This window comes from Pseudomonas sp. B1(2018), from assembly GCF_003097365.1.
Classification (GTDB): domain Bacteria; phylum Pseudomonadota; class Gammaproteobacteria; order Pseudomonadales; family Pseudomonadaceae; genus Aquipseudomonas; species Aquipseudomonas laurylsulfatiphila.
Window position 1 is genome coordinate 226979 of sequence record NZ_PYUK01000006.1, and the last position, 23538, is coordinate 250516.

The 23538-nt window shown below is 61.1% G+C and carries 20 protein-coding genes and 1 pseudogene; 3 read left to right on the forward strand and 18 right to left on the reverse strand.

The features are described from left to right. Window positions 1-192: 192 nt before the first annotated feature. From dtd to hutC, 16 genes are all read right to left on the reverse strand, one after another. A complete protein-coding gene (gene dtd, locus C9422_RS11935; RefSeq protein ID WP_116580798.1) occupies window positions 193-630 on the reverse strand; it encodes a D-aminoacyl-tRNA deacylase in 438 nt (145 codons plus the stop codon). Beyond that, window positions 627-1598 (reverse strand): prolyl aminopeptidase, encoded by a 972-nt coding sequence (gene pip, locus C9422_RS11940; RefSeq protein ID WP_095964593.1) that lies wholly within the window; start codon window positions 1596-1598, stop codon window positions 627-629. Before pip ends, dtd begins: the two co-directional genes overlap by 4 nt. A gap of 105 nt (window positions 1599-1703) precedes the next feature. Then, a complete protein-coding gene (locus tag C9422_RS11945; RefSeq protein WP_116580799.1) occupies window positions 1704-2609 on the reverse strand; it encodes an alpha/beta hydrolase in 906 nt (301 codons plus the stop codon). Window positions 2610-2820: 211 nt separating this feature from the next. Continuing rightward, window positions 2821-3777, reverse strand: a complete 957-nt coding sequence (locus C9422_RS11950; protein WP_116580800.1) for a choline ABC transporter substrate-binding protein — start codon at window positions 3775-3777, stop codon at window positions 2821-2823. 210 nt (window positions 3778-3987) lie between these two features. Beyond that, window positions 3988-4791: an N-formylglutamate deformylase gene (hutG, locus tag C9422_RS11955; protein WP_116580801.1), complete on the reverse strand. Its 804-nt coding sequence runs from the start codon at window positions 4789-4791 to the stop codon at window positions 3988-3990. Between the two features lie 10 nt (window positions 4792-4801). Beyond that, window positions 4802-6007: an imidazolonepropionase gene (gene hutI / locus C9422_RS11960; RefSeq protein ID WP_116580802.1), complete on the reverse strand. Its 1206-nt coding sequence runs from the start codon at window positions 6005-6007 to the stop codon at window positions 4802-4804. Between the two features lie 17 nt (window positions 6008-6024). After that, window positions 6025-7434 carry an amino acid permease gene (locus tag C9422_RS11965; RefSeq protein WP_116580803.1) on the reverse strand — a complete coding sequence of 470 codons (1410 nt, stop codon included), beginning with the start codon at window positions 7432-7434 and terminating at the stop codon, window positions 6025-6027. 337 nt (window positions 7435-7771) lie between these two features. Then, window positions 7772-9304, reverse strand: coding sequence for a histidine ammonia-lyase (gene hutH / locus C9422_RS11970; RefSeq protein WP_116580804.1), 1533 nt, complete (start codon window positions 9302-9304; stop codon window positions 7772-7774). Between the two features lie 119 nt (window positions 9305-9423). Further along, window positions 9424-10947, reverse strand: coding sequence for a histidine ammonia-lyase (hutH, locus tag C9422_RS11975; RefSeq protein WP_116580805.1), 1524 nt, complete (start codon window positions 10945-10947; stop codon window positions 9424-9426). 152 nt (window positions 10948-11099) lie between these two features. Beyond that, complete coding sequence (locus C9422_RS11980; RefSeq protein WP_007975542.1) at window positions 11100-11930, reverse strand: glycine betaine/L-proline ABC transporter ATP-binding protein; 831 nt, start codon at window positions 11928-11930, stop codon at window positions 11100-11102. Beyond that, window positions 11927-12778, reverse strand: coding sequence for a proline/glycine betaine ABC transporter permease (locus C9422_RS11985; RefSeq protein WP_007975541.1), 852 nt, complete (start codon window positions 12776-12778; stop codon window positions 11927-11929). The genes C9422_RS11980 and C9422_RS11985 overlap by 4 nt, the downstream gene beginning before the upstream one ends. A gap of 70 nt (window positions 12779-12848) precedes the next feature. Beyond that, entirely contained in the window at window positions 12849-13817 is a 969-nt protein-coding gene (locus C9422_RS11990) for an ABC transporter substrate-binding protein (protein WP_007975540.1), read from the reverse strand. Window positions 13818-13886: 69 nt separating this feature from the next. Further along, window positions 13887-15356 carry a cytosine permease gene (locus tag C9422_RS11995; RefSeq protein WP_116580806.1) on the reverse strand — a complete coding sequence of 490 codons (1470 nt, stop codon included), beginning with the start codon at window positions 15354-15356 and terminating at the stop codon, window positions 13887-13889. 137 nt (window positions 15357-15493) lie between these two features. After that, the gene (gene hutU / locus C9422_RS12000; protein WP_102698542.1) at window positions 15494-17161 is read right to left on the reverse strand and encodes a urocanate hydratase; all 1668 of its coding nucleotides are present in this window, start codon (window positions 17159-17161) and stop codon (window positions 15494-15496) included. A 443-nt stretch (window positions 17162-17604) separates the two neighbouring features. Beyond that, entirely contained in the window at window positions 17605-18174 is a 570-nt protein-coding gene (locus tag C9422_RS12005) for a HutD family protein (protein ID WP_116580807.1), read from the reverse strand. 10 nt (window positions 18175-18184) lie between these two features. Next, complete coding sequence (gene hutC, locus C9422_RS12010) at window positions 18185-18895, reverse strand: histidine utilization repressor (RefSeq protein WP_161793960.1); 711 nt, start codon at window positions 18893-18895, stop codon at window positions 18185-18187. A gap of 146 nt (window positions 18896-19041) precedes the next feature. Here hutC and C9422_RS12015 point away from each other — a divergent pair, with 146 nt between their 5' ends. Next, window positions 19042-20406, forward strand: coding sequence for a formimidoylglutamate deiminase (locus tag C9422_RS12015; protein ID WP_116580808.1), 1365 nt, complete (start codon window positions 19042-19044; stop codon window positions 20404-20406). Window positions 20407-20489: 83 nt separating this feature from the next. Here the strand turns inward: C9422_RS12015 and C9422_RS12020 are convergent, their stop codons facing one another. Further along, a complete protein-coding gene (locus tag C9422_RS12020) occupies window positions 20490-21059 on the reverse strand; it encodes a lipocalin family protein (RefSeq protein WP_116580809.1) in 570 nt (189 codons plus the stop codon). A 30-nt stretch (window positions 21060-21089) separates the two neighbouring features. After that, window positions 21090-21344: a hypothetical protein gene (locus tag C9422_RS12025; protein ID WP_007975531.1), complete on the reverse strand. Its 255-nt coding sequence runs from the start codon at window positions 21342-21344 to the stop codon at window positions 21090-21092. Between the two features lie 296 nt (window positions 21345-21640). Between C9422_RS12025 and C9422_RS32875 the strand changes: the two are divergent. Next, a pseudogene (locus tag C9422_RS32875) lies at window positions 21641-22663 on the forward strand (cache domain-containing protein); the annotation flags it as partial. A 93-nt stretch (window positions 22664-22756) separates the two neighbouring features. After that, window positions 22757-23521 (forward strand): methyl-accepting chemotaxis protein, encoded by a 765-nt coding sequence (locus tag C9422_RS32880; RefSeq protein ID WP_371317842.1) that lies wholly within the window; start codon window positions 22757-22759, stop codon window positions 23519-23521. Window positions 23522-23538 lie beyond the last annotated feature (17 nt).

Genomic DNA, 23538 nt, shown 5'->3' on the forward strand with positions numbered 1-23538 from the left:
GGGGCGAAATGATTCCCCAATCGGATCCAGACAAGTCTCTACCTAAGTCAAAATGGACCAACGAACGCTGATCCCCGTAGCGCGCGATTATCTAGTAGGCCGCGTTACAACGCATCAGGGGTAACAAAGTATTTATCGCGATAAAGCCCTGTTTTCAGTCGAAATGAGCTTAAAAACTTGTTTCAAGCGCTTTCAGGTCTGTAACAGGAAGGTTACCGGGCCATCATTGACCAGATGCACCTGCATATCCGCGCCGAATCTACCTGATGCCACAGTGCCATGCACCTGTTTCGCCTTGCTTAATAGATAGTCGAACAATTCCTCTCCCAACGCCGGAGGGGCCGCAGTCGAGAAACCCGGACGCAGCCCGCTTCGGGTATCGGCAGCCAGGGTGAACTGAGAGACCAGCAGCAACCCGCCGCCCACATCCGCCAAGGACAGGTTCATCTTGCCCTCAGCGTCACTGAACACCCGATAGTTAAGCAGCTTATTAAGAAGTTTGTCGGCGTTGGCCCGCGTATCGTCTGGCTCAACGGCCACCAGGACCAGCAGTCCCTGATCAACGGCACCCACGATTTCGCCGGCAACCTCGACTCGTGCGCCACGCACCCGTTGCAGCAGGCCCTTCATGCCTCGTCAGGCGCCAGGTCGAGCAGACGCCGGGCCATCTGATCGGCGGCACGGACCAGCGCGTCGGTGATGCCCGGTTCGGAAGCGGCATGACCGGCATCGCGGATGACCTGCAGTTCGCTGTTCGGCCAGGCTTGATGCAATTCCCAGGCGTTATCCAGCGGGCAGATCACGTCATAGCGGCCATGGATGATCACGCCAGGCAAATGGGCGATCTTGCCCATGTCGCGGATCAACTGGTTCGGTTCCAGGAACGCATGGTTGCTGAAGTAGTGGCATTCGATGCGGGCAATCGACAATGCACGCTGTGGCTCGGAGAAGCGATCGACCACCAGCGGGTTCGGACGCAGGGTCGCAGTACGGCCCTCCCAGGTGGACCAGGCCTTGGCCGCGTGCATCTGGGCAATCTGGTCGTTGCCGACCAGACGCTTGTGGAACGCGGTGAGCAAATCGCCGCGCTCGTCCAGCGGGATCGGCGCGATGTAGTCCTGCCAGTAATCGGGGAACAGACGGCTGGCGCCGGCCTGGTAGAACCATTCGATTTCCTGCGGGCGGCACAGAAAAATCCCGCGCAGGATCAGACCGTGTACGCGCTCAGGATGGGTTTGCGCATAGGCCAGCGCCAGGGTCGAACCCCAGGAGCCGCCAAACAGCACCCATTTGTCGATGCCCAGGTGCTGGCGAATCCGCTCCAGGTCGGCGACCAGATCCCAGGTGGTGTTGTTTTCCAGGCTGGCGTGGGGAGTGGAGCGACCACAGCCGCGCTGGTCGAAGGTAACAATGCGATACAGATTGGGATCGAAGAAGCAACGACTCTGGGCATCACATCCGGCACCGGGCCCGCCGTGGATGAACACCACCGGCAAACCTTCCGGTGAACCGCTTTCGTCGACATACAGCGTGTGGGTCTCGTCGACGGCCAGATCGTGCCGGGCGTAGGGTTTGATCTGCGGGTACAAAGTCTGCATTGCGCACTCCGTAAGGGGTCGAGGTCATCCCTGGGGGGACTTCTATTATTCTGCCGTCCGGCATCATAAACCCGAATTACGTCAATGAGCATGCCCCCTGCAGAGTCAGAGTTTTGCCGCCAGGTATCCGAACAGGGTCTGGTACAGCCCGTCGACCTCGGCCACCTGCCCGCGGCCCCGCAAACAGCCATGCACCAGGCCCTCGCCGACATACAGCGTGGCAGCCCCGCCCGCAGCGTTCAGTCGCTCGGCATACCGCACGCCGTCATCACGCAACGGGTCGAACTGCGCCACGGCGATCCAGGCCGGTGGCAATCCCCTGAAATCCGTGGCGAGCAATGGCATGGCGTAGGCGCTCGGCTGGCGGGTGCCCCGCAGGTAAAGGGCGTGATAGCAATCGACGTCACTGCTGCTGAGTAACGGGGCGTCGACGCACTCACTGCGCGAGGGCAGCCGGTGATCGCCGCCCAACCCCGGATAGATCAGAACCTGCGCGCACGGCAACGGCTCGCCGGCATCACGCAGTGCCAGGCACAACGCTGCTGCGAGATTGCCACCGGCACTGTCACCGGCCACCAGCATGCGCTCCGGATCGAGTTGAAACGGTCCGGTGCGCAACGCTCGCCAGACCTTCAGGCAATCATCGAACGCAGCGGGAAACGGATGCTCCGGTGCCCGGCGATAATCGACGGCGATCACCAGCACACCGAGGGTCGAGGCCAGTTCGGCGCAGATGAAATCGTGGGAATCCAGGTCCCCCACCACCCAGCCACCGCCATGCAGGTAAACGATGCATGACGTACTGCTGGCCGGTGGCTGATAGGAGCGGACAGCAACGCCGGACAACACGAAGTCGACCACATACAACCCGGCGGGACGTGCCGGAGTAAACGCCCGGCACATCTCGCTGTAGGCCAGGCGCAATCCGGCGAGGCTGCTGTCGGTGCTGTTGAAACTGACGGTTTTCTCGACGAATGCCGTCATCTGTCTGGAAAGCGGGTAAGAAGCCATAGTTTTGCTGCCAGTCCATTCAGCGATTTCAGATTAGAACCCGACTTCGTGGCGAGGGAGCTTGCTCCCGCTGGGGTGCGAAGCAGCCCCCAAACTATTCAACCGCGTTTCATCAGACATTTCTGACCCGCCGGGGTTTGCGACGGCTGCGCCGCCGAGCGGGAGCAAGCTCCCTCGCCACAGAAAGCATCCCGCCCAAATATGGCGCACGTCAGTTCTTCAGGCTGGCCTGAACCGTGGCCACGCCGTCCTTGCCATCGAAACTGCTGACACCCGCCAGCCAGCGCTGCAGGTCTTCGGGATGCTCGCGCAGCCATTTTCTGGCCACATCCTGAGCCGTCTGGCGCTCCATGATCGGCACCATCAGCTGACTTTCCTGAGCAGCGGTGAACGTCAGGTTCTCCAGCAACCGATTGACGTTCGGGCAGCGCTCGGCGTAATCCGGGGCGGTGACGGTGGATACGGTCGCCGCACCTTCGTTCGGCCCGTAGACGTCTTCGCTGCCGGTCAGGTAGGCGATCTTCATGTTGATGTTCATCGGGTGCGGGGTCCAGCCGACGAATACCACGAACTCCTTGCGATTCACCGCCCGCTGCACGGCCGCCAGCATCCCGGCCTCACCGGACTCAATCAGTTTGAAGTCCTTGAGGCCGAAGTGATTGGTCTCGATCATCGTCTTGATCGTGGTGTTGGCACCGCTGCCCGGCTCGATGCCGTAGATCTTGCCGCCGAGCTGGTCTTTGAACCTGGCAATGTCGGCGAAGGTTTTCAGGCCCGCCGCTGCCACATAGTCAGGGACCGCGAGGGTGGCCTGGGCATCGGCCAGGCTCGGTTTGTCCATGACCTTGACCTGATTGGCCGCCACGAACGGCGCGATGTTCTTATCCATCGCCGGTTTCCAGTAACCGAGGAAGATGTCGAGGCGCTTGTCACGGATGCCGGCAAAGATGATTTGCTGCACGGCGCTGGTTTGCTTGCTTTCGTAGCCCAGACCATTGAGCAGCACATCGGCCATGCCGCTGGTGGCAATCACGTCGGTCCAGTTGACCACGCCCATGCGCACGGTCTTGCAGGAGGGATCGTCCGCGGCCAGGACGCAGGTGCTCAGGAAAGCGGTACCGCAGAGGATTGAGAGACAGCGGGCGAACAGACCTTTGGGGCTTGTCATAGAGAGTATTCTCGTGCGGCAGCGGATTATTGTCGGGCCGGTGTCTTTGTGCACCGTGGCCAGAACAATACGCAGCAGACGAGCGGTAAAAGCGACCTGTGGCGACCGTGTTTTGCACGGTGGCGACAAAAAAGATCGCAGCCTTCGGCAGCTCCTACAGGTAAACGCGAATCCCATGTAGGAGCTGCCGCAGGCTGCGATCTTTTGATCTCAAGCGCCGTAGCGCTGCTGCCCCCACGCGAGCAAACCTTGCAACAACTCCTTGAGCACCACCCGCGTCGGCTCCGCCAGATCGGCGCGATAACGGAACGGCTCGAACTCTTCCATGTACGTGCACTGCCCGAGTTCCAGTTGCACAGCGTGGATGTTCTCGCCCGGGTTGCCGTAATGACGGGTGATGTGGCCGCCCTTGAAGCGTCCGTTCAACACATGGGTGTAGTTGTCGTGGCGCGCGCAGATCGCTTCCAGTCGGGTCGCCAGCTGAGGATCGCAACTGGCGCCATTGAAGGTGCCGAGGTTGAAGTCCGGCAGCTTGCCGTCGAACAGGTGCGGGATGATCGAGCGGATCGAGTGTGCGTCGAACAGCAGCGCGTAGCCGAACTCGGCCTTCAGTCGCGCCAGTTCCTGCTGCAGGGTGCTGTGGTACGGCGTCCAGATCTGCTCCAGATAAGTCGCACGCTCCTCTTTCGAAGGTTCCAGCCCTTCACGGAATAACGGGATACCGTCGAACAGCGTCGCCGGGTACAGGCCCGTGGTGGCGCCGACGTACAAAGGTTTGTCGTCGGACGGACGGTTCAGGTCGATGACGAACCGCGAGTATTCGGCCGCCAGGGTGCTGGCGCCCAGTTCGCTGGCGAAGTCATAGAGTTGAGGGATGTGCCAGTCGGTGTCCGGTAGGCTTTTCGCGTCGGGGATCAATCCAGCCTCGACCGCAGGCGTCAGACGTACACCAGCGTGGGGCATGCTGATCAGCAGCGGTACGCGGCCTTGTTTGAAGTTAAGTACCTTATCCACAACGGCTCTCCTACAGAATTGTCTCGACGCCGTGGCGCACGACGCGTTTTTCCAGGTCGCCGCCCAGCCAGTACGACAGGTCGGCCGGACGATCGATTTGCCAGGCGACGAAATCCGCGACCTTGCCGGCCTCCAGCGAGCCGTGGGTATCGGCCATGCCCAGCGCGGTAGCGGCGTGAATCGTGGCACCCGCCAAGGCTTCTTCCGGGGTCATGCGGAAGCAGGTGCAGGCCATGTTCAGCATCAGGCGCAACGACAGTCCCGGTGAGGTGCCCGGGTTGAGGTCGCTGGCGATGGCGATTTTCACGCCGTGCTTGCGCAGGGCATCCATCGGCGGCAATTGGGTTTCGCGCAGGAAGTAAAAGGCCCCGGGCAACAACACCGCGACGGTACCGGACTCGGCCATGGCGATGGCGTCGTCTTCGGTCATGAACTCCAGGTGATCGGCGGACAACGCGTGGTAACGCGCCGCCAGGCTCGAGCCGTGCAGCGACGACAATTGTTCGGCGTGCAGCTTCACCGGCAAACCCAGTTCCCGGGCGGTGATGAATACGCGCTCGACCTGCGCCGGCGAGAACGCCAGGTATTCACAGAATGCATCCACCGCGTCGACCAGCCCTTCGGCCGCCAGGGCCGGGAGCATGTCAGCGCAGATGTGATCGATGTAGTCGTCGGCGCGATCGGTGTATTCAGGCGGCAAGGCGTGAGCGGCCAGACAGGTGCTGCGCACGCTGACGGGCAGTTCGGCGCCGAGGCGACGGGCCACACGCAGCATCTTGCGCTCGTTGGCCAGGTCCAGGCCGTAGCCGGACTTGATTTCGATGCTGGTGACGCCATCGCGCATCAGGCTTTTCAAGCGCTTGGCGGCACTGACGAACAGTTCGTCTTCGCTGGCCGCGCGGGTGGCGCGCACGGTGCTGGCGATGCCACCACCGCTGGCGGCGATTTCCGCGTAGCTGACGCCTTGCAGGCGCTTTTCGAATTCACCGCTGCGGTTACCGCCGAACACCGTGTGGGTGTGGCAGTCGATCAGTCCCGGGGTGACCCAGGCGCCTTCAAGATCGTTGACGACCGGGTAATCCCCCGCCGGCAGTTCAGCGCGCGGGCCGATCCACTCAATGAGCGCGCCTGACGTCACGATGGCCGCATCCTCGATGATCGAGTAGACGCCTTGCGCCATGGTTGCGACGTGACAGTGTTGCCAGAGCGTTTTCATCCTTGGCCTCCGTTAGGTTATCGATGAGAAAAAGTCGGGTCCGGCGTCACCAGGGCAGCCTGGCCTGCCGCCGGTTTCACCCAGGTCAGGTAGGCCAGCACCAGCAGCACGATCCACACCACGCCGACTATCAAGGCTGCCTGGGTGTCCGGGAAGTAGCCCAACACGCCGAAGACGAACAGCATGAAGACAATTGCCGCTATCGGTGCATAAGGCCAGAACGGTACCGGGAATTTCAATTGTGCGACCTGCTCGGCGCTCATGGAACGACGCATGGCCACCTGGGTAAACAGAATCATCAGCCAGACCCAAACCGTGGCAAAGGTCGCGATGGAGGCGATCAGCAGAAACACGTTTTCCGGGATCAGATAGTTCAGCAACACGCCCAGCAACAGCGCGGCGCTCATCACCACAACGGTCATCCATGGCACGCCGTTGCGCGACAACCGCGCGAAGCCCTTGGGTGCGTGGCCCTGCTGAGCCAGGCCGTACATCATGCGGCCAGCACCGAAGATGTCACTGTTGATGGCCGAGATCGCCGCCGAGATCACCACGATATTGAGGATGGTCGCCGCCGAGCCGATGCCCAGATTGTCGAAAATCTGCACGAACGGGCTGCCCTGGCTGCCGATCTGCTGCCATGGAAAGATCGACATCAGCACCAGCATCGTCAGGACGTAGAACAACAGGATGCGCAACGGCACGGCATTGATCGCCCGGGGCAGCACATGCTGCGGGTCTTTGGCTTCACCGGCGGTCACACCGATGATTTCAATCCCGCCGAACGCGAACATCACCACCGCGAACGAAGCGATCAGACCGCCCACGCCATTGGGCATGAAGCCGCCATGGTTCCAGAGATTGCTGATGTCGGTCGCCTGGGCGCCGGGCGCCGTGCTGATGCCGAACAACATGATGCCGAAGCCACCCAGGATCATCGCGACAATGGCCCCGACCTTGAGCAGCGACAGCCAGAACTCCATCTCACCGAAGACTTTGACGTTGCACAGGTTCAGGCCGCCTACCACCGAGACGATGCCCAGCACCCAGATCCAGCGGGAAACCTCCGGGAACCAGAAGCCCATGTAGATACCGAATGCAGTGACGTCGGCCATGCCGACGATGACCATTTCGAATGCGTAGGTCCAACCGAGGATGAAGCCCGCCATTGGCCCGAGATAGGTGCTGGCGTACTGGCCGAAAGAGCCGGCCACGGGATTGTGCACCGCCATCTCACCGAGGGCGCGCATGACCATGAACACCGCCGCGCCACCAATCAGGTACGCGAGCAGCACCGCAGGCCCGGCCATTTGAATGGCCGAGGCAGAACCGTAAAACAGCCCGGTGCCGATTGCCGACCCCAGCGCCATGAAGCGAATATGTCGGGCAGAGAGCCCGCGTTTCAAACCCTTTGCTGGCTGTTGCATTGCTCGTCCTTAATTGTTGTTATTCGACGCAAAATCGAATCGCCTCCTGTAGGAGCTGTCGAGTGAAACGAGGCTGCGATCTTTTAAAAAGCAGGATCAAAAGATCGCAGCCTGCGGCAGCTCCTACAGAGAAGACCGCAGCCCCCCTGTAGGAGCTGTCGAGTGCAACGAGGCTGCGATCTTTTAAAAAGCAAGATCAAAAGATCGCAGCCTGCGGCAGCTCCTACAGAGAAGACCGCAGCCCCCCTGTAGGAGCTGTCGAGTGCAACGAGGCTGCGATCTTTTAAAAAGCAGGATCAAAAGATCGCAGCCTGAGGCAGCTCCTACATTGGAGCCCTTACAGGCTCGGCAGCAACTTCGCCGAAGCCAGCTCGTTCAGGCAACGCGAAGCCAACAGCTCGGTCGCGGCGTTGATGTCCGGCGCGAAGAAGCGGTCCTTTTCATAGAACGGTACTTCGTTGCGCAGGATGGCGCGGGCCTTTTCCAGCTTCGGCGAAGTCTTCAGGCCGTTGCGCAGGTCAAGGCCCTGAGCCGCGGCCAGCCATTCCACGGCGAGAATCCCGCGGGTGTTCTCGGCCATTTCCCACAGACGCTTGCCAGCCGCCGGCGCCATCGACACGTGGTCTTCCTGGTTGGCGGAGGTCGGCAGGCTGTCTACCGAATGCGGATGGGACAGCGCCTTGTTTTCGCTGGCCAGTGCCGCGGCGGTCACCTGGGCGATCATGAAGCCGGAGTTCACGCCGCCGTTGGCCACCAGGAACGGCGGCAGTTGCGACATGTGCTTGTCCATCATCAGCGAGATGCGGCGCTCGCTCAGGGAGCCGATTTCGGCGATGGCCAGGGCCATGTTGTCGGCGGCCATGGCCACCGGCTCGGCGTGGAAGTTGCCACCGGAGATCACGTCACCTTCGGCAGCGAACACCAGCGGGTTGTCGGAGACGGCGTTGGCCTCGATCGCCAGCACTTCGGCGGCCTGACGGAACTGGGTCAGGCAGGCGCCCATGACTTGTGGCTGGCAACGCAGGGAGTACGGGTCCTGGACCTTCTCGCAGTTCTCGTGGGAGTCGGAGACTTCGCTGCGCTCGCCCAGCAAATCGCGATAAGCGGCGGCCGCGTCGATCTGGCCTTTCTGGCCACGGGCCGCGTGGATGCGGGCGTCGAACGGCGAGCGAGAGCCCAGTACCGCTTCCACGGTCAGGCCGCCCAGTGCCAGGGCGCCGGCGAACAGGTCTTCACCTTCGAACAGGCCACGCAGGGCAAACGCGGTGGACACCTGAGTGCCATTGAGCAGCGCCAGGCCTTCTTTCGCGGCCAGGGTCAGTGGCGTCAGGCCAGCGACTTTCAGCGCTTCGGTGGCTTCCATCCACTCGCCCTTGTAGCGCGCCTTGCCTTCGCCCAGCAGCACCAGCGACATGTGGGCCAGAGGCGCGAGGTCACCGGAAGCACCGACCGAACCTTTCAGTGGAATGTGCGGGTACACCTCGGCGTTGATCAGGGCGATCAGCGCGTCGATCACCACGCGGCGGATGCCGGAGAAACCACGGCTCAGGCTGTTGACCTTGAGCACCATGATCAGGCGCACCAGCTCATCGCTGATCGGCTGGCCGACACCGGCGGCGTGGGACAGAACCAGCGAGCGCTGCAGGTTTTCCAGGTCTTCGCTGGCGATACGGGTCGAGGCCAGCAGGCCGAAACCGGTGTTGATGCCGTAGGCGGTGCGGTTCTCGGCGAGGATCTGCTCCACGCAGGCCACGCTGGCTTCGATCTGCGCTGCAGCGCTGTGATCGAGGGTGATTTTGACCGGTTGCTGATAGACATCACGCAGTTGGGCAAGGCTCAGTTGGCCGGGAATCAAATTAAGCGCAGTCATGTTCATTCTCCTTTTGAGAGTTTGTTGTTAACTACCAGACGCTCCGGAAATATCCGTTGTCCGTCGCTTCCCCCTTCTTGAGGGGGCTGGCGCCTTGGCACGCTGGTCTTGTTTGGAAATCAGTTCAAGTTCGGTAAGGTTTTTTGCAGCAAAGCAGGGTCTTTCAGAACGCCGGCAGCAGCAGCGATGTCCGGCGCCAGCCAGCGATCCTGGTCATAGGCAGGAACGTGCTCACGCAGCAGACGCCAAGCGGCATCGGTGCCCGCGCCGAAGCGTTGCTCTTTCAAGAATTCGAACGCTTGGGCCGCCAACAGGTACTCGATGGCGAGGATCTGCGTGCAGTTTTCCAAGGCGCGATGCAGCTTCAGCGCAGCGTTGGTGCCCAGGCTCAGGTGGTCTTCCTGCAAGCCCGACGTCACGTAGTTATCCAGCACCGCCGGTTGTGCCAGCTGACGGTTTTCCGCACACAGGGACGCGGCCACGTATTGCACGATCATCATCCCGGAGTTCACCCCCGGGTTGGCCACCAGGAACGCCGGCAAGCCGCTGACGTGCGGGTTGATCAAGCGGTCCAGGCGACGTTCGGCAATGGAGCCGATTTCCGCCATGGCAATCGCCAGCAGGTCCGCGGCCATGGCCACGGACTGGCCGTGGGGGTTGGCCTGGGATACCACGCGATAGTTGTCCGCAGTGCCCAGCACCAGCGGGTTGTCGGTGGCGCCGTTGAGTTCGGTTTCGATCTGTTTGGTCGCGTGTACCAGTTGATCGCGCGCAGCGCCGTGGACTTGCGGGATCGAGCGAATGCTCAGGGCGTCTTGCGTGCGAATGCCTTTGCTCTGGGCAATCACTTCGCTGCCGTCGAGCAAGGCACGCAGGTTGATCCCGACCTGTTGCATGCCAGGGTGCGGCTTGAGCGCGATGATCTCGGCATCGAACGCGTCGATCTGCCCGCGCTGGGCTTCGAAGCTCATGGCGCCGATCACGTCGGCCCATTCCAGCAGGCGCGTAGCGTCGGCAATGGCCAGGCAGCTCAGACCGGTCATGCACGGTGTGCCGTTGACCAGGCACAAACCATCTTTCGCCCCTAGCTTGACCGGTTGCAGGCCTTCTTCGGCCAGCGCTTGCTGCGCGGAAACGATCTGCCCGCGATAGCTGACATTACCCACGCCCAGCAACGCGATGCCAATGTGGGCCATGTGGGTCAGGTAGCCCACGGAACCCTGGGACGGCACCTGCGGGGTGATGCCACGGTTGAGCAGCGCCAGCAGCGCTTCGACGACCTGACGGTGCAGGCCGGATTTGCCGTGGCTGTAGTTGACGATGGCGGCACACATGATCGAACGGGTCTGCTCGTCGGCCAGGGGTGCACCAACACCGCAGGCGTGGCTGAGCAAGGTATTGCGCGACAATTGGCTGAGTTGTTCGTCCTGCAGCGAGACGTTGCACAGCGCGCCCAGGCCGGTGTTGATGCCGTAGGCACGTTCGCCGCTGGTGACGATGCGCTGGACGATGGCCTGGGCGTTTTCGATGCGTGCCCAGATCGGCGCCGACAGCTCAAGCTGCGCGCCATGACGAGCGACGGCGACCACATCCTGCCAGGTGACCTGCGCTTGGGTGATAACGATTTTTTCAGCCTGGGACATCTTCAACCTCGTGCTTACAACCTGAATATTGATGCAGCTTCACCGGCCTCATCGCGAGCAAGCTCGCTCCCACAATGGATCTCCGGTGTTCACAAAATCCCTGTGGGAGCGAGCTTGCTCGCGATGAGGCCAGCACAGCCGGCACAAACCTCTTAAACCACCGCCGCCCGACGCTGCACAAAGCGGTCGACATACTCATCCGCCGGCGAGTGCAGGATCTCCCTCGGCGTGCCGACCTGGATCAGGCGGCCGTCCTTGAGGATCGCGATGCGGTTGCCGATGCGCACGGCCTCGTCGAGGTCGTGGGTGATGAAGACGATGGTCTTGTGCAGGGTCTTTTGCAGCTCCAGCAACTGGTCCTGCATCTCCGCACGAATCAGCGGATCAAGGGCACTGAACGCTTCGTCCATCAGGATGATGTCGGTGTCCGCCGCCAGGGCGCGGGCCAAGCCCACACGCTGGCGCATGCCGCCGGAAAGCTGATGCGGGTATTTGTTTTCGTAACCCTTGAGGCCCACGGTGTTGATCCAGTGCAGCGCACGCTCGGCACACATGGCTTTGCTTTCGCCACGGATTTTCAGGCCGTAGGCGACGTTGTCCAGCACGCTCTTGTGCGGCAACAGGCCGAAGCTCTGGAACACCATGCTGATCTTGCGCCGGCGAAATTCGCGCAGGGCTTCCATGTCGTATTGCAGGATGTCCACGCCGTCCACCAGGATCGCGCCGCTGGTCGGATCGATCAGGCGGTTGAAGTGGCGTACCAGGGTCGACTTGCCGGAGCCCGACAGGCCCATGATCACGAAAATCTCGCCGCTGCCAATGCTCAGCGACAGGTCGTTCACGCCGACCACGCAGCCGGTTTCGGCCAGCACCTGATCCTTGGTCTTGCCCTGGCCGACCATGGCCAGCGCATCCTTGGCACGGTTGCCGAAAATCTTGAAGACGTTTTTGACTTCGATCTTGCTCACGGTTGCGTTGTTCATTTGCTCACCTCATGCCGTGCACGACCGTACGCCTGTGTAATGCGGTCGATCACCACAGCCAGAATCACGATCGCCAGACCGGCTTCGAGGCCACGTCCGACGTTCAGGGTCTGAATCCCCACCAGCACGTCTTCACCCAGGCCACGGGCACCGATCATCGAGGCGATCACGACCATCGACAGGGCCATCATGGTGGTCTGGTTGATGCCCGCCATGATGCTCGGCAGGGCCAGCGGCAGTTGCACGCCGAACAGTTGCTGCCAGCGGTTGGCACCGAAAGCGTTGATCGCTTCCATCACTTCGCCGTCGACCTGGCGAATGCCCAGATCGGTCAGACGAATCAGCGGTGGCGCGGCGTAGATCACGGTGGCGAAAATCGCCGGGACCTTACCCAGGCCAAACAGCATCAGCACCGGGATCAGGTACACGAAGCTCGGCATGGTCTGCATGATGTCCAGCAACGGCATCAGCACCGAACGCAGGCGATTGCTGCGTGCCGAGAGAATGCCCAGCGGAATGCCGATCAACACCGAAATGATCGTCGCCACCATCATCAGCGCCAGGGTCTGCATCAGCTTGTCCCAGAGGCCGACCGCACCCACCAGGAACAGCAGGCCGACGATCACTGACGTGGTCACGACTTTACGGGTCGCGTGCCAGGCCACGCCCGCCACGATCGCCAGCATCAGCCACCAGGGCGCCGCACGCAGCAGGCTTTCAAGATTGACGATGGCCCACAACAGCGTATCGGAGATGTGCCGGAACACGTCGCCGTAGTTGGTGACCAGCGAATCGACCCAACCGTTGACCCAGTCGGCGATGGAAAAGGTAAAGCTTTCGGGAAACATAAGAGACTCTCAATCAAGGGGTTGCGATCAAGCGTCCGACTGCCGTTGCCGGCAGCCGGAGAAGCTCAACCTACAAGGCCGCGTCGATTTTCTTGGCTGCGTCTTCGCTCACCCACGCGTGCCAGACTTCAGGATGTTCCTTCAAGAAGATCTTGGCCAGTTTTGGCGACTCGATCCGCTCTTTGGTCATGCGTCCCAGGTTCTGGTTCAGCAGGTCGATCGGCACGTTGACCTTTTCCAGTACGGACACCAGTTCCGGCGCTTCGTCGTGGAAAGTCTTGGACAGGCCGACCTTGATGGTCACAGTCTTGTTCACGCCTGGTTTTTCTTCGAGTTTCACCACGTCGACCTGGCCCATCAGCGGGGTTGGCGACCAGTAGTAGAACAGGATCGGCTCGCCACGCTTGTAGCTCGACAGCACGGCGGCATCCAGCGCCGGGCCGGTGCCTGGGCGGAAGTTGGTGTAGGTGCTTTCCAGGCCGTAGCTCTTCAGCATTTCGCTGTTGTCGAGTTCACAGGTCCAGCCGGCCGGGCAGTTGTAGAAACGGCCCTTGGATGGCTCTTCGGCGTCCTTGAAGATCGCCGAGTATTTGCCCAGGTCAGCAATGTTCTTCAGGTCCGGCGCCTTGGCTTCCAGCTTGCGCTTGGCGTCGCCTTCGATCACGTAGCGCGGCACGTACCAGCCTTCGATCGCACCCACCACCGGCGCGCCGACACCGACGACCTTGCCGGCCTTCTCAGCCTTGTTCCAGACTTCGCTGCGGCCGACCCATTCTTCGGCAAACACTTGAATATCGTTACTGCTCAGGGCGTTTTCCATGGTGATGGAGTTGCCCGGCAGGCTGTCGGTCTTGCAGTCGTAGCCTTTCTCCAACACGACTTGCATCACGTCGGTCAGCAGCATGGCGCTTTCCCAGTTCAAACCGGCGAATTTCACCGGCTTGCCCGACTCGCACCAACCCGCCGCCTGAGTGGCGCCAGCGCTGGCCAGCAGGCCCATGGAAAGCAATGTGGTCAGCAGGGTCTTGTTCGATTTCATTGTTGTGACGCTCCTAATCATGAATTGGCTTACGGCAGTCAAGAGGCATCCAGCCCTGTCCACGTCCAATCAGGCCTGCGCCGCAGCGCGACCGACATTCTGCTTTTGTTCGGTGACCGCATCCTGCTCGACCGGCAGGATCAAACGATCAGGCACTGTGCCGTGCCATTTTTTCGCACACAGGTAATACAGGGCTGCGGGAATCACCAGACCGATGATCCAGGAAATATCCACATCACCCAGGGCCGCCACCAGCGGACCGGTATAGAACTTGGTGGAGATAAACGGCAGCTGCACCAGCACACCGAACACATAGACGCTGATACCGAGAAGGTTCCAACGACCGTAGCGACCGTTCGGATCGGCCAGCGCCGGCACGTCATAGCGCTCGCGAGTGATGCAGTAGTAGTCCACCAGGTTGATCGCACTCCATGGCGTGAAGAATGCCAGCAGGAACAGGATGAAGGACTTGAACGCACCGAGGAACGAGTGCTGGCCGAGCAATGCCATCAGGGTCGCAGCACCGACGATGACCAGCACGAAGACCAGACGCTGCAAGCGCGTGACCTTCAGGTCGCCACGGAAACCGCTGATGATGGTCGCGATGCACATGAAGCTGCCGTAGGAGTTCAGTGTGGAAATGGTGACCTTGCCGAACGCGATGCTGAAGTACAGCAGCGCAGCAGTGGCACCGGTACCACCCAGACCCACGATGTAGGCCACTTCGTGGCCGGCGAATTGCCCGTTGGCCGAAGCGGCAGCGAACACGCCGAGGACCATCGCCACCTGTGCACCAATGACCGAACCTGCACCTGCGGCGAAAAAGGTTTTCACCGAGGAAATCTTGCTCGGCAGGTAGCGAGAATAGTCAGCCACATAAGGGCCGAAGGCGATCTGCCAGGACGCCGCGAGCGACACCGCGAGCAAGAAGCTGCTCCAGCTGAAGTGGCGGATTTGCAACAGAGCGCCAACGTCAACCTGGCTCATCAGACGGCTGAACAGATAAACAAAGGCAATCACGCCAATGACGCTGGCCACACGGCCGATCCAATGGATCACCCGATAACCGAGCACCGTGACCAGCACGATGACACTGGCGAAAAGAAGGATACCGACGGTGTCGCTGACGCCAAACAACTGGCCCAGCGCCTGGCCGGATAACACGGTTCCCGTAGCGGTGAAGCCCAGGTACATCAAGCAGACCAGCACGATCGGGATGGCCGCGCCGTACACGCCGAACTGTACCCGGCTGGAAATCATCTGCGGCAGGCCAAGCTTGGGACCCTGCGCCGCATGCAACGCCATCACGCCGCCACCGAGCAATTGCCCGATCAGCAGGCCGATCAGCGACCAGAACACATCACCGCCCAGCACCACGGCGAGCGCCCCGGTGACAATCGCGGTGATTTGCAGGTTGGCACCCATCCACAGGGTGAACTGGCTAAACAGACGACCGTGTCTTTCCGCTTCCGGGATGTAGTCGATCGAGCGTTTCTCGATCAACGGTTTACTGCCTGCACGTTCGCTGTTGACAGCCATGGTTCAACCTCTATGGATTGTTATTCGATGTTGGTCATCCCCCTGTAGGAGCTGCCGCAGGCTGCGATCTTTTGATCTTCGGCGTCAGCAATGACGCCAAAAGATCGCAGCCTGCGGCAGCTCCTACAGGGCAAGCATTACTTGCCGGTAATCATCGGCAGGTTCAGCCCTTGTTCCTTGGCGCAGTCGATGGCGATCTGGTAACCGGCATCGGCGTGACGCATAACGCCAGTGGCCGGGTCGTTGTGCAGCACGCGAGCGATACGCTCGGCCGCTTCGTCAGTACCGTCGCAGACGATCACCATGCCCGAGTGCTGGGAGAAGCCCATGCCGACGCCGCCGCCGTGGTGCAGAGACACCCAGGTCGCGCCGCTCGCGGTGTTGAGCAGGGCGTTGAGCAGCGGCCAGTCGGACACGGCGTCGGAACCGTCTTGCATCGATTCGGTTTCGCGGTTCGGGCTCGATACCGAGCCGGAGTCCAGGTGGTCACGACCGATCACGATCGGCGCCGACAGCTCACCGCTGCGCACCATTTCGTTGAACGCCAGGCCCAGCTTGGCGCGCAGGCCCAGGCCAACCCAGCAGATACGTGCCGGCAGGCCCTGGAAGCTGATGCGCTCGCGCGCCATGTCCAGCCAGTTGTGCAGGTGGGCGTCGTCCGGGATCAGCTCTTTGACTTTAGCGTCGGTCTTGTAGATGTCTTCAGCGTTGCCCGACAGCGCAGCCCAACGGAACGGGCCGATACCGCGGCAGAACAGCGGACGGATGTAGGCCGGTACGAAGCCTGGGAAGTCGAATGCGTTTTCCACGCCTTCTTCCTGGGCCATCTGACGGATGTTGTTGCCGTAGTCAAAGGTCGGCACGCCCATTTTCTGGAAGTCCAGCATCGCTTTGACGTGCACGGCCATCGATTGCTTGGCGGCCTTGATCACAGCGGCAGGTTCAGTCTTGGCGCGAGCGCGGTACTGGTCCCAGGTCCAGCCGGCAGGCAGGTAACCGTTGAGCGGGTCGTGGGCGCTGGTCTGGTCGGTGACCATGTCCGGACGCACACCGCGCTTGACCAGTTCCGGCAGGATTTCAGCAGCGTTACCCAGCAGCGCGATGGAGATCGCCTTGCCTTCTTTGGTGTACTTGTCGATACGCGCCAGCGCGTCGTCGAGGTCTTTGGCTTGCTCATCGACATAGCGGCTTTTCAGACGGAAATCGATGCTGACCTGCTGGCATTCGATATTCAGCGAGCAGGCACCGGCCAGGGTTGCCGCCAGAGGCTGGGCACCGCCCATGCCGCCCAGACCAGCGGTCAGGACCCACTTGCCCTTGAGGTTGTCGTTGTAGTGCTGGCGACCGGCTTCGACGAAGGTTTCGTAGGTGCCCTGGACGATGCCCTGGCTGCCGATGTAGATCCAGCTGCCGGCGGTCATCTGGCCGTACATGGCCAGGCCTTTGGCGTCGAGTTCGTTGAAGTGTTCCCAGCTCGCCCAGTGCGGAACCAGGTTGGAGTTGGCGATCAGCACGCGCGGCGCGTTGGTGTGGGTCTTGAACACGCCAACCGGCTTGCCGGATTGCACCAGCAGGGTCTCGTCGTCGTTGAGGTTGGTCAGGCTTTCGACGATCTTGTCGTAGCATTCCCAGTTACGGGCAGCGCGACCGATACCACCGTAAACCACCAGTTCCTTAGGGTTCTCGGCAACTTCCGGGTCGAGGTTGTTCATCAGCATGCGCAGCGGCGCTTCGGTCAGCCAGCTCTTGGCGGTCAGCTTGTTACCGCGGGCAGCGCGGATTTCAACGTCACGAAATTTAGTCACGAAAAGAACTCCTCAGCAATCAATCCAAAACCAACCCAGGCAGTGGGCGAGCAAGCCAATGGGCATCAGTGCACACCGGCGAATCAGTGGACGATGGTTGAGTCCTCGTGACTCATACGCATACGTCTTTACTTGTACATACAAGCATATGCAATCAAGCGGCCAACTTGTTGGATGAGCATTCAAGAAAAATTCTGAAACGGCTGGAGAGCCCTTGGAACAAGGGTTCTGGGGAAGATGAAATATTTTTCGGGGAGTTTTTGTGGCGAGGGGACTTTGTTACTTGAGCGGGGTTTTGCGCCACGCTGGGGCGTTCGGTAACAACATGGTGCGCTTTCGGGAACGCTGAAAAGCAAAAGATCGCAGCCTGCGGCAGCTCCTACAGGGGATGGTGTGCACTCTGTAGGAGCTGCCGCAGGCTGCGATCTTTTGAAAACCCGGAATCAGTGTGCGGCCAGCTCAATCACACAGCATGGGCCGTTGGCGGAGATTTCCAGCAGGCCAGTGTTACCGTCGAATTGCAGACAATCATGCCGGCCAAGCCGGGAAGCGCTGTTACCGACTTTCACTTCCAGTGTTTCGCTGATGCTGAACACCAACACCGTGCCCGCCGAACTGAAAAACCGCTGCTCGCCCGACAACCACTGCAACCGCGCGCTATAACGCTGCGGCGCGTAAATCAGGTTGAAATCGCGGATCGGACCACCGAGCAATGTGCAGGACACCTTGCTTTCACCACTGAAGGCAAACGGGTCCAGCGGTAACAGTGGCCGTGTGTTCTGACCCTCCACCGTCAGGGTCATGCCGTCGCCCTGCAGCACGGTGATGATCCGCTCGTAACCAGCAAAAGTGGAAAACCCGCCCGACTCACCGATATCGGCAATCGACAGGCGCCAGCCGAAGCCATCCAGGCCGGTGCCCGCATCGCGGGTGATTTCTTCGGTGCTGCCGCCGCCGTTTTTCCACGGCATGCGCGGGTAATCCTTGGCGCGTAAAACCTTTGCGTTACTCATTTATGGCTCTCTATTTATGAAACCGACCTTCCAGGCGATGACGGGAACCGGGATGGATCAAGCGAGCGGCGGTCACCGGCTGGCGGCCGGACCAGGTGCGGCGACGGATCAGCAGGCACGGCTCGCCTTTTTCAATCTGTAGCAATTTGCATTCGGACGGCTCGGCCAGGATCGCCTCGACCACGTGCTCGCCTTCGGTCAGCGGCGCGACCTGGTTCAGGTAGGCGTAGGGCGTTTGCAGGGTGAAGTCCTGCTTGAGGTAATCCGGCGCCACCAGCGCGTTGACGAAACGGTCTTCGATCTGCACCGGAATATCGTTTTCGAAATGCACGATCAGCGAATGGAACACCTTCTGCCCTTCGCGCATGTCCAGGGCCAGGGCGCGCTCGGAGCCGGCGGCCTCTTCTTCAAGGGTGATGACCTTGCAGGTGTGGCGATGACCGCGGGAAGCGATTTCGTCGGCGATGTTGTGCACTTCGAACAGCGCGGACTGGCTTTTCGGCTCGGCGACGAAGGTGCCGACGCCTTGCATGCGCACCAGCAGACCGTCGGCAGTCATCTCGCGCAGTGCGCGGTTGATGGTCATGCGGCTGAAGCCCAACTGGTTGACCAGCTCGCTTTCCGACGGAACGCGGTAGTGCGGCGGCCAGTTTCCACTGTCGATTTGCTGGGTGATCATTTGTTTGACGCGGGCGTACAAGGGCGCCGGACTGTCGCCCATGTTCGCGGCCAACGGAGAGACTGGAGGCGGAGTCGGCACGGTTAATCCTTGGTCGTTTAGTTGATGTCGCTAGCTTGCCGGAGTTTACCGGGCAGGCAAACGTCTGTATATGTATATACAAATAACACACGATGGGGTGCTGAACCATGTCCGCCTTCTTTGCCGAACGCGCGCTGCTGCCTAGTGGATGGGCCAACAATGTACGTCTTGAGGTCAGCGCCGATGGCGTATTGACCCATATCCAGGCCGATTCTCATGCAGATGGCGCCGAGCGGTTGAGTGGTCCGCTGCTGCCTGGCATGCCGAATCTGCACTCCCACGCCTTCCAGCGTGCCATGGCCGGGCTGGCGGAAGTAGCGGGCAATCCGAACGACAGTTTCTGGACCTGGCGCGATCTGATGTACCGCCTCGTCGGAAAAATCAGCCCGGAGCAACTCGGCGTCATCGCCCGTCAGCTGTACATCGAAATGCTCAAGGCCGGTTACACATCGGTGGCGGAATTTCATTACGTACACCATGACATCAGCGGCCAACCTTATGCCGACCCGGCTGAACTGGCCCTGCGCATCAGCCAGGCCGCAGGTTCTGCGGGTATCGGTTTGACCCTGCTGCCGGTGCTCTACAGCCACTCCGGTTTCGGTGGCCAGACCCCGAACGAAGGCCAGCGCCGCTTCATCAACAGCACCGAAAACTACCTCAAGTTGCAGTCACGCCTGCAACCGGTCCTTGCGCAGCAACCGGCGCAAGCCCTGGGCCTGTGTTTCCACTCGCTGCGCGCGGTCACACCGCAGCAGATCAGCGAAGTGCTGGCAGCCAGCGACAAGCAGCGCCCGGTGCACATCCACATCGCCGAGCAGCAGAAGGAAGTCGACGACTGCCTGACCTGGAGTGGTCGTCGTCCGCTGCAATGGCTGTACGAGAACGTCGACGTCGATCAACGCTGGTGCCTGGTCCACGCGACCCACGCCAACCCGGAAGAAGTCACGTCGATGGCCAAGAGTCGCGCCATCGCCGGCCTGTGCCTGACCACCGAAGCCAACCTCGGCGACGGGATCTTCCCGGCGGTGGACTTCCTTGCCCAGGGCGGCCGCATGGGCATCGGTTCCGACAGCCATGTGTCGTTGAGCGTGGTGGAAGAATTACGCTGGCTGGAATACGGCCAGCGACTGCGTGACCAACGGCGTAATCGTTTGTATGGCGCGGAGCAGCCGATGGTCGGCCGCACGCTGTTTGATGCCGCGCTGGATGGCGGCGCTCAGGCACTGGGCCAGCCGATTGGCGCGCTGGAAGTCGGCAAGCGCGCCGACTGGCTGGTGCTCGACGGCAACGATCCGTACCTGGCCACGGCCAGCGGCGACGGGATTCTCAACCGTTGGCTGTTTGCCGGTGGCGATCGTCAGGTGCGGGATGTGCTGGTCAATGGCCAGTGGGTGGTGCGTGACGGGCGCCATGCCGGCGAAGAGGAAAGTAGCCGCGCCTTCACCCAAGTCCTGCGCGAATTGCTCGGTTAAAAGCAAAGATCGCAGCCTTCGGCAGCTCCTACAGGGTGAACATCAATCTCCTGTAGGAGCTGCCGCAGGCTGCGATCTTTTTTTCAGTTCGAGGTCTTGGCCATCTGCTGTTCCGACGCCCGCCAGATCAACCGGGTGGTGTCATAACCCTGCTGACGCGCCTTGCTCAGCAACTCCTCACGCACCACTCCGTTCACGGTCGGCGTGCGCGACAACAGCCACAAATATTTCCGGCTCGGATCACCGACGATGGCGGTCTTGTAGTCATCGCTGACATACAGCACCCAGTACTCGCCCTTCGCCGTACCCGGGATCAGCCTGGAAAACCAGGTATCGAACTCGACCTTCAGCTTGTCGTTCTTGCCGGGCACCTCCGGATAAGCCGTGCCCTTGACCTCTTCCCATTGCCACTGCGCTGTCAGGCAGCGGTTCAATACCGCGACGTTGCCATCGGGTTTTAGCGTGTAATGGGCTTCGGATTGCGCGCAGTCGCGCTGGAAGTACATCGGCAGACGGGCCAACTCGTACCAGGTGCCCTGGTAGCGCTTGAGGTTGACGCTGTTGGCCGTCTTGGGCGCCAAAGGGTCCTGGCCAGACGTGGCACAGCCAGCCAACACCAGGCCGGCAAAAAGGATGATCAATAACCGCTTCATTATTTTTCTCCCGTGGGCGATCGCCCCGGTTTACTTCAGGCCTTGGCCGGAAAACATCAGCACTTTGTCACCGGCGAACTGCACGCTGATAAAGCTGTTCTTGTCGCCCCAGGTGCAACTGGACATGCCGAGCGCGCCTGAACAATCGGCGGGTTTGCCCAACAGGGTTTCCACATCGGCCTTGGCCATGCCGGCCGAGAGCTTCGAGTAGTTTTCCTGATTGACCTTGCTGCAGGCAGCGAGCAATACGCAGAACGAAAGCAGGGCGATGGAACGCAGCGACATGGTGAAACTCCGGGGGGCGTAGGGGATTGGCATGGCTGCCAAGCTGAAGCTTAGAAGAGAAAACCCCTGTGAGGTTCCGTGCCCGGCAGGCTATTTATCGGGCCACTCGTCTGCCTTTTGCGGAAAATCAACCACTTTCCTCGTTCACCGGACATTTCATCGTTTTTCAGCAAAATCCGCCTAATCTTTGGCGCCGCTCAGTCGACATAAATGCAACGCAATGCCGCGTCGGTGGCATTTGCTCCCCCATTTTGTAGAACAGCCCCTCTGCGGTAGCTCATCCCATGACCAGAAACATGAAGTTCAGCCACAAGATCTTGCTGGCTGCCGCCCTCGTGGTGGCCGTCGCATTCGCTTGTTTCATCCTGTTCAACGACTATCGCCAGCGCGAAACCCTGCGCAACAGTACCGAAGCCTCGATGCAGGAACTCGGCAGCCTGACCACCAGCAACATCCAGACCTGGCTGGAAAGCCGCATGCAGTTGCTGCAATCGATGGCCCAACAGGTCAGCGCCGATGGCAATGCCCCCGCCGGCCTGAAACGGATCATCGACCTGCCCGCCTACACCGGCAACTTCCAGCTGAGCTACTTCGGTGGCGCCGACGGCGTGATGTTCTCGGTCCCGGCCGGCAACCGCGCGGCGGACTACGACCCACGTGCCCGTGGCTGGTACAAGGCGGCCAATAACGCACAACAGACCATCGTCACCGAACCGTATATCGCTGCGTCCTCCGGCAAGCTGGTGATCACCGTGGCCACCCCGGTAAAGCACCAGGGCCAGATGATTGGCGTCGCCGGCGCCGATATCGATCTGTCCAGTGTCAGCGCGATCATCAACTCGCTGAACTTCGGTGGCCACGGTCATGCGTTCATCGTCGGCGCCGACGGCAAGATCCTGATTCACCCGGACAGCAAGCTGGTTCTCAAGAGCCTGGCCGAGGCCTATCCGAGCGACACGCCGAAAGTCAGCCCGGGCCTGAAAGAAGTCGAGATCGACGGCAAGCGCCAGTTCATCTCCTTCACCCACGTCAACGGCGTGCCATCGGCGGACTGGTACGTGGCACTGGTGCTCGACCAGGAAACGGCGTTCTCGATGCTCAGCGAATTCCGCACCTCGGCGATCATCGCCATGGTGATCGCCGTAGTCATCATCATCGCCCTGCTCGGCATGCTGATCAGCCTGCTGATGCAACCGCTGTTGACCATGGGGCGCGCCATGCACGACATCGCCGAAGGCGAAGGTGACCTGACCAAACGCCTGACCATTCACGGTCACGACGAATTCGGCGCGCTGGGGCTGTCGTTCAACCGCTTCGTCGAACGCATTCACACTTCGATCATCGAAGTGGCCTCGGCCACCGGGCAGGTCAACGAAGTAGCGCTACGGGTAGTGGCCGCGTCGAACTCGTCGATGTACAACTCCGACCAGCAAGCCTCGCGTACCAGCAGCGTGGCTGCGGCGATCAACCAGCTCGGCGCCGCCGCCCAGGAAATCGCGCAGAACGCCGCCCTCGCCTCGCAGCACTCCAGCGACGCCCGCAGCCTGGCCGAAGACGGCCAGCAGGTGGTGGATAAAACCATCGCGGCGATGCAGCAGTTGTCGGCGAAGATCAGCGACTCGTGCGGCAACATCGAAACCCTCAACAGCAACACGGTCAACATCGGGCAGATCCTGGAAGTGATCACCAGCATCTCCCAGCAGACCAACCTGCTGGCGCTCAACGCCGCCATCGAAGCGGCCCGCGCCGGTGAGGCCGGTCGCGGTTTTGCCGTGGTGGCCGATGAGGTACGCAACCTCGCTCACCGCACCCAGGACTCAGCGCAGCAAGTGCAGACGATGATCGAAGAGCTGCAGGTCGGCGCCCGCGCAGCGGTGGGCATCATGACCGACAGCCAGCGCCAGAGCGAAAGCAGCGTCGGCATCGCCAACCAGGCCGGCGAACGCCTGGGCAGCGTGACCCAGCGTATTGGCGAGATCGACGGCATGAACCAGTCCGTGGCAACAGCGACCGAAGAGCAGACCGCCGTGGTGGAGTCGATCAACGTCGACATCACCGAAATCAACACGTTGAACCAGGAAGGCGTGGAGAACCTGCAGGCGACCTTGCGTGCGTGTGCCGATCTTGAGCAGCAGGCGGCGCGATTGAAGCAGTTGGTGGGAAGCTTCCGCATCTGAAAATCAAAAGATCGCAG

Bases quoted from the DNA above. Each gene is read 5' to 3' on its own strand.
- C9422_RS11990 (WP_007975540.1), bottom strand. From the start codon at position 13,817: ATGAAATCGAACAAGACCCTGCTGACCACATTGCTTTCCATGGGCCTG.
- hutH (WP_116580805.1), bottom strand. From the start codon at position 10,947: ATGTCCCAGGCTGAAAAAATCGTTATCACCCAAGCGCAGGTCACCTGG.
- C9422_RS32880 (WP_371317842.1), top strand. From the start codon at position 22,757: ATGTACAACTCCGACCAGCAAGCCTCGCGTACCAGCAGCGTGGCTGCG.
- C9422_RS11980 (WP_007975542.1), bottom strand. From the start codon at position 11,930: ATGAACAACGCAACCGTGAGCAAGATCGAAGTCAAAAACGTCTTCAAG.
- C9422_RS12015 (WP_116580808.1), top strand. From the start codon at position 19,042: ATGTCCGCCTTCTTTGCCGAACGCGCGCTGCTGCCTAGTGGATGGGCC.
- C9422_RS12020 (WP_116580809.1), bottom strand. From the start codon at position 21,059: ATGAAGCGGTTATTGATCATCCTTTTTGCCGGCCTGGTGTTGGCTGGC.
- hutH (WP_116580804.1), bottom strand. From the start codon at position 9,304: ATGACTGCGCTTAATTTGATTCCCGGCCAACTGAGCCTTGCCCAACTG.
- C9422_RS11945 (WP_116580799.1), bottom strand. From the start codon at position 2,609: ATGGCTTCTTACCCGCTTTCCAGACAGATGACGGCATTCGTCGAGAAA.
- C9422_RS12005 (WP_116580807.1), bottom strand. From the start codon at position 18,174: ATGAGTAACGCAAAGGTTTTACGCGCCAAGGATTACCCGCGCATGCCG.
- C9422_RS11965 (WP_116580803.1), bottom strand. From the start codon at position 7,434: ATGCAACAGCCAGCAAAGGGTTTGAAACGCGGGCTCTCTGCCCGACAT.
- hutC (WP_161793960.1), bottom strand. From the start codon at position 18,895: ATGGGCGACAGTCCGGCGCCCTTGTACGCCCGCGTCAAACAAATGATC.
- C9422_RS11995 (WP_116580806.1), bottom strand. From the start codon at position 15,356: ATGGCTGTCAACAGCGAACGTGCAGGCAGTAAACCGTTGATCGAGAAA.
- C9422_RS11985 (WP_007975541.1), bottom strand. From the start codon at position 12,778: ATGTTTCCCGAAAGCTTTACCTTTTCCATCGCCGACTGGGTCAACGGT.
- C9422_RS11950 (WP_116580800.1), bottom strand. From the start codon at position 3,777: ATGACAAGCCCCAAAGGTCTGTTCGCCCGCTGTCTCTCAATCCTCTGC.
- hutI (WP_116580802.1), bottom strand. From the start codon at position 6,007: ATGAAAACGCTCTGGCAACACTGTCACGTCGCAACCATGGCGCAAGGC.
- C9422_RS12025 (WP_007975531.1), bottom strand. From the start codon at position 21,344: ATGTCGCTGCGTTCCATCGCCCTGCTTTCGTTCTGCGTATTGCTCGCT.
- dtd (WP_116580798.1), bottom strand. From the start codon at position 630: ATGAAGGGCCTGCTGCAACGGGTGCGTGGCGCACGAGTCGAGGTTGCC.
- pip (WP_095964593.1), bottom strand. From the start codon at position 1,598: ATGCAGACTTTGTACCCGCAGATCAAACCCTACGCCCGGCACGATCTG.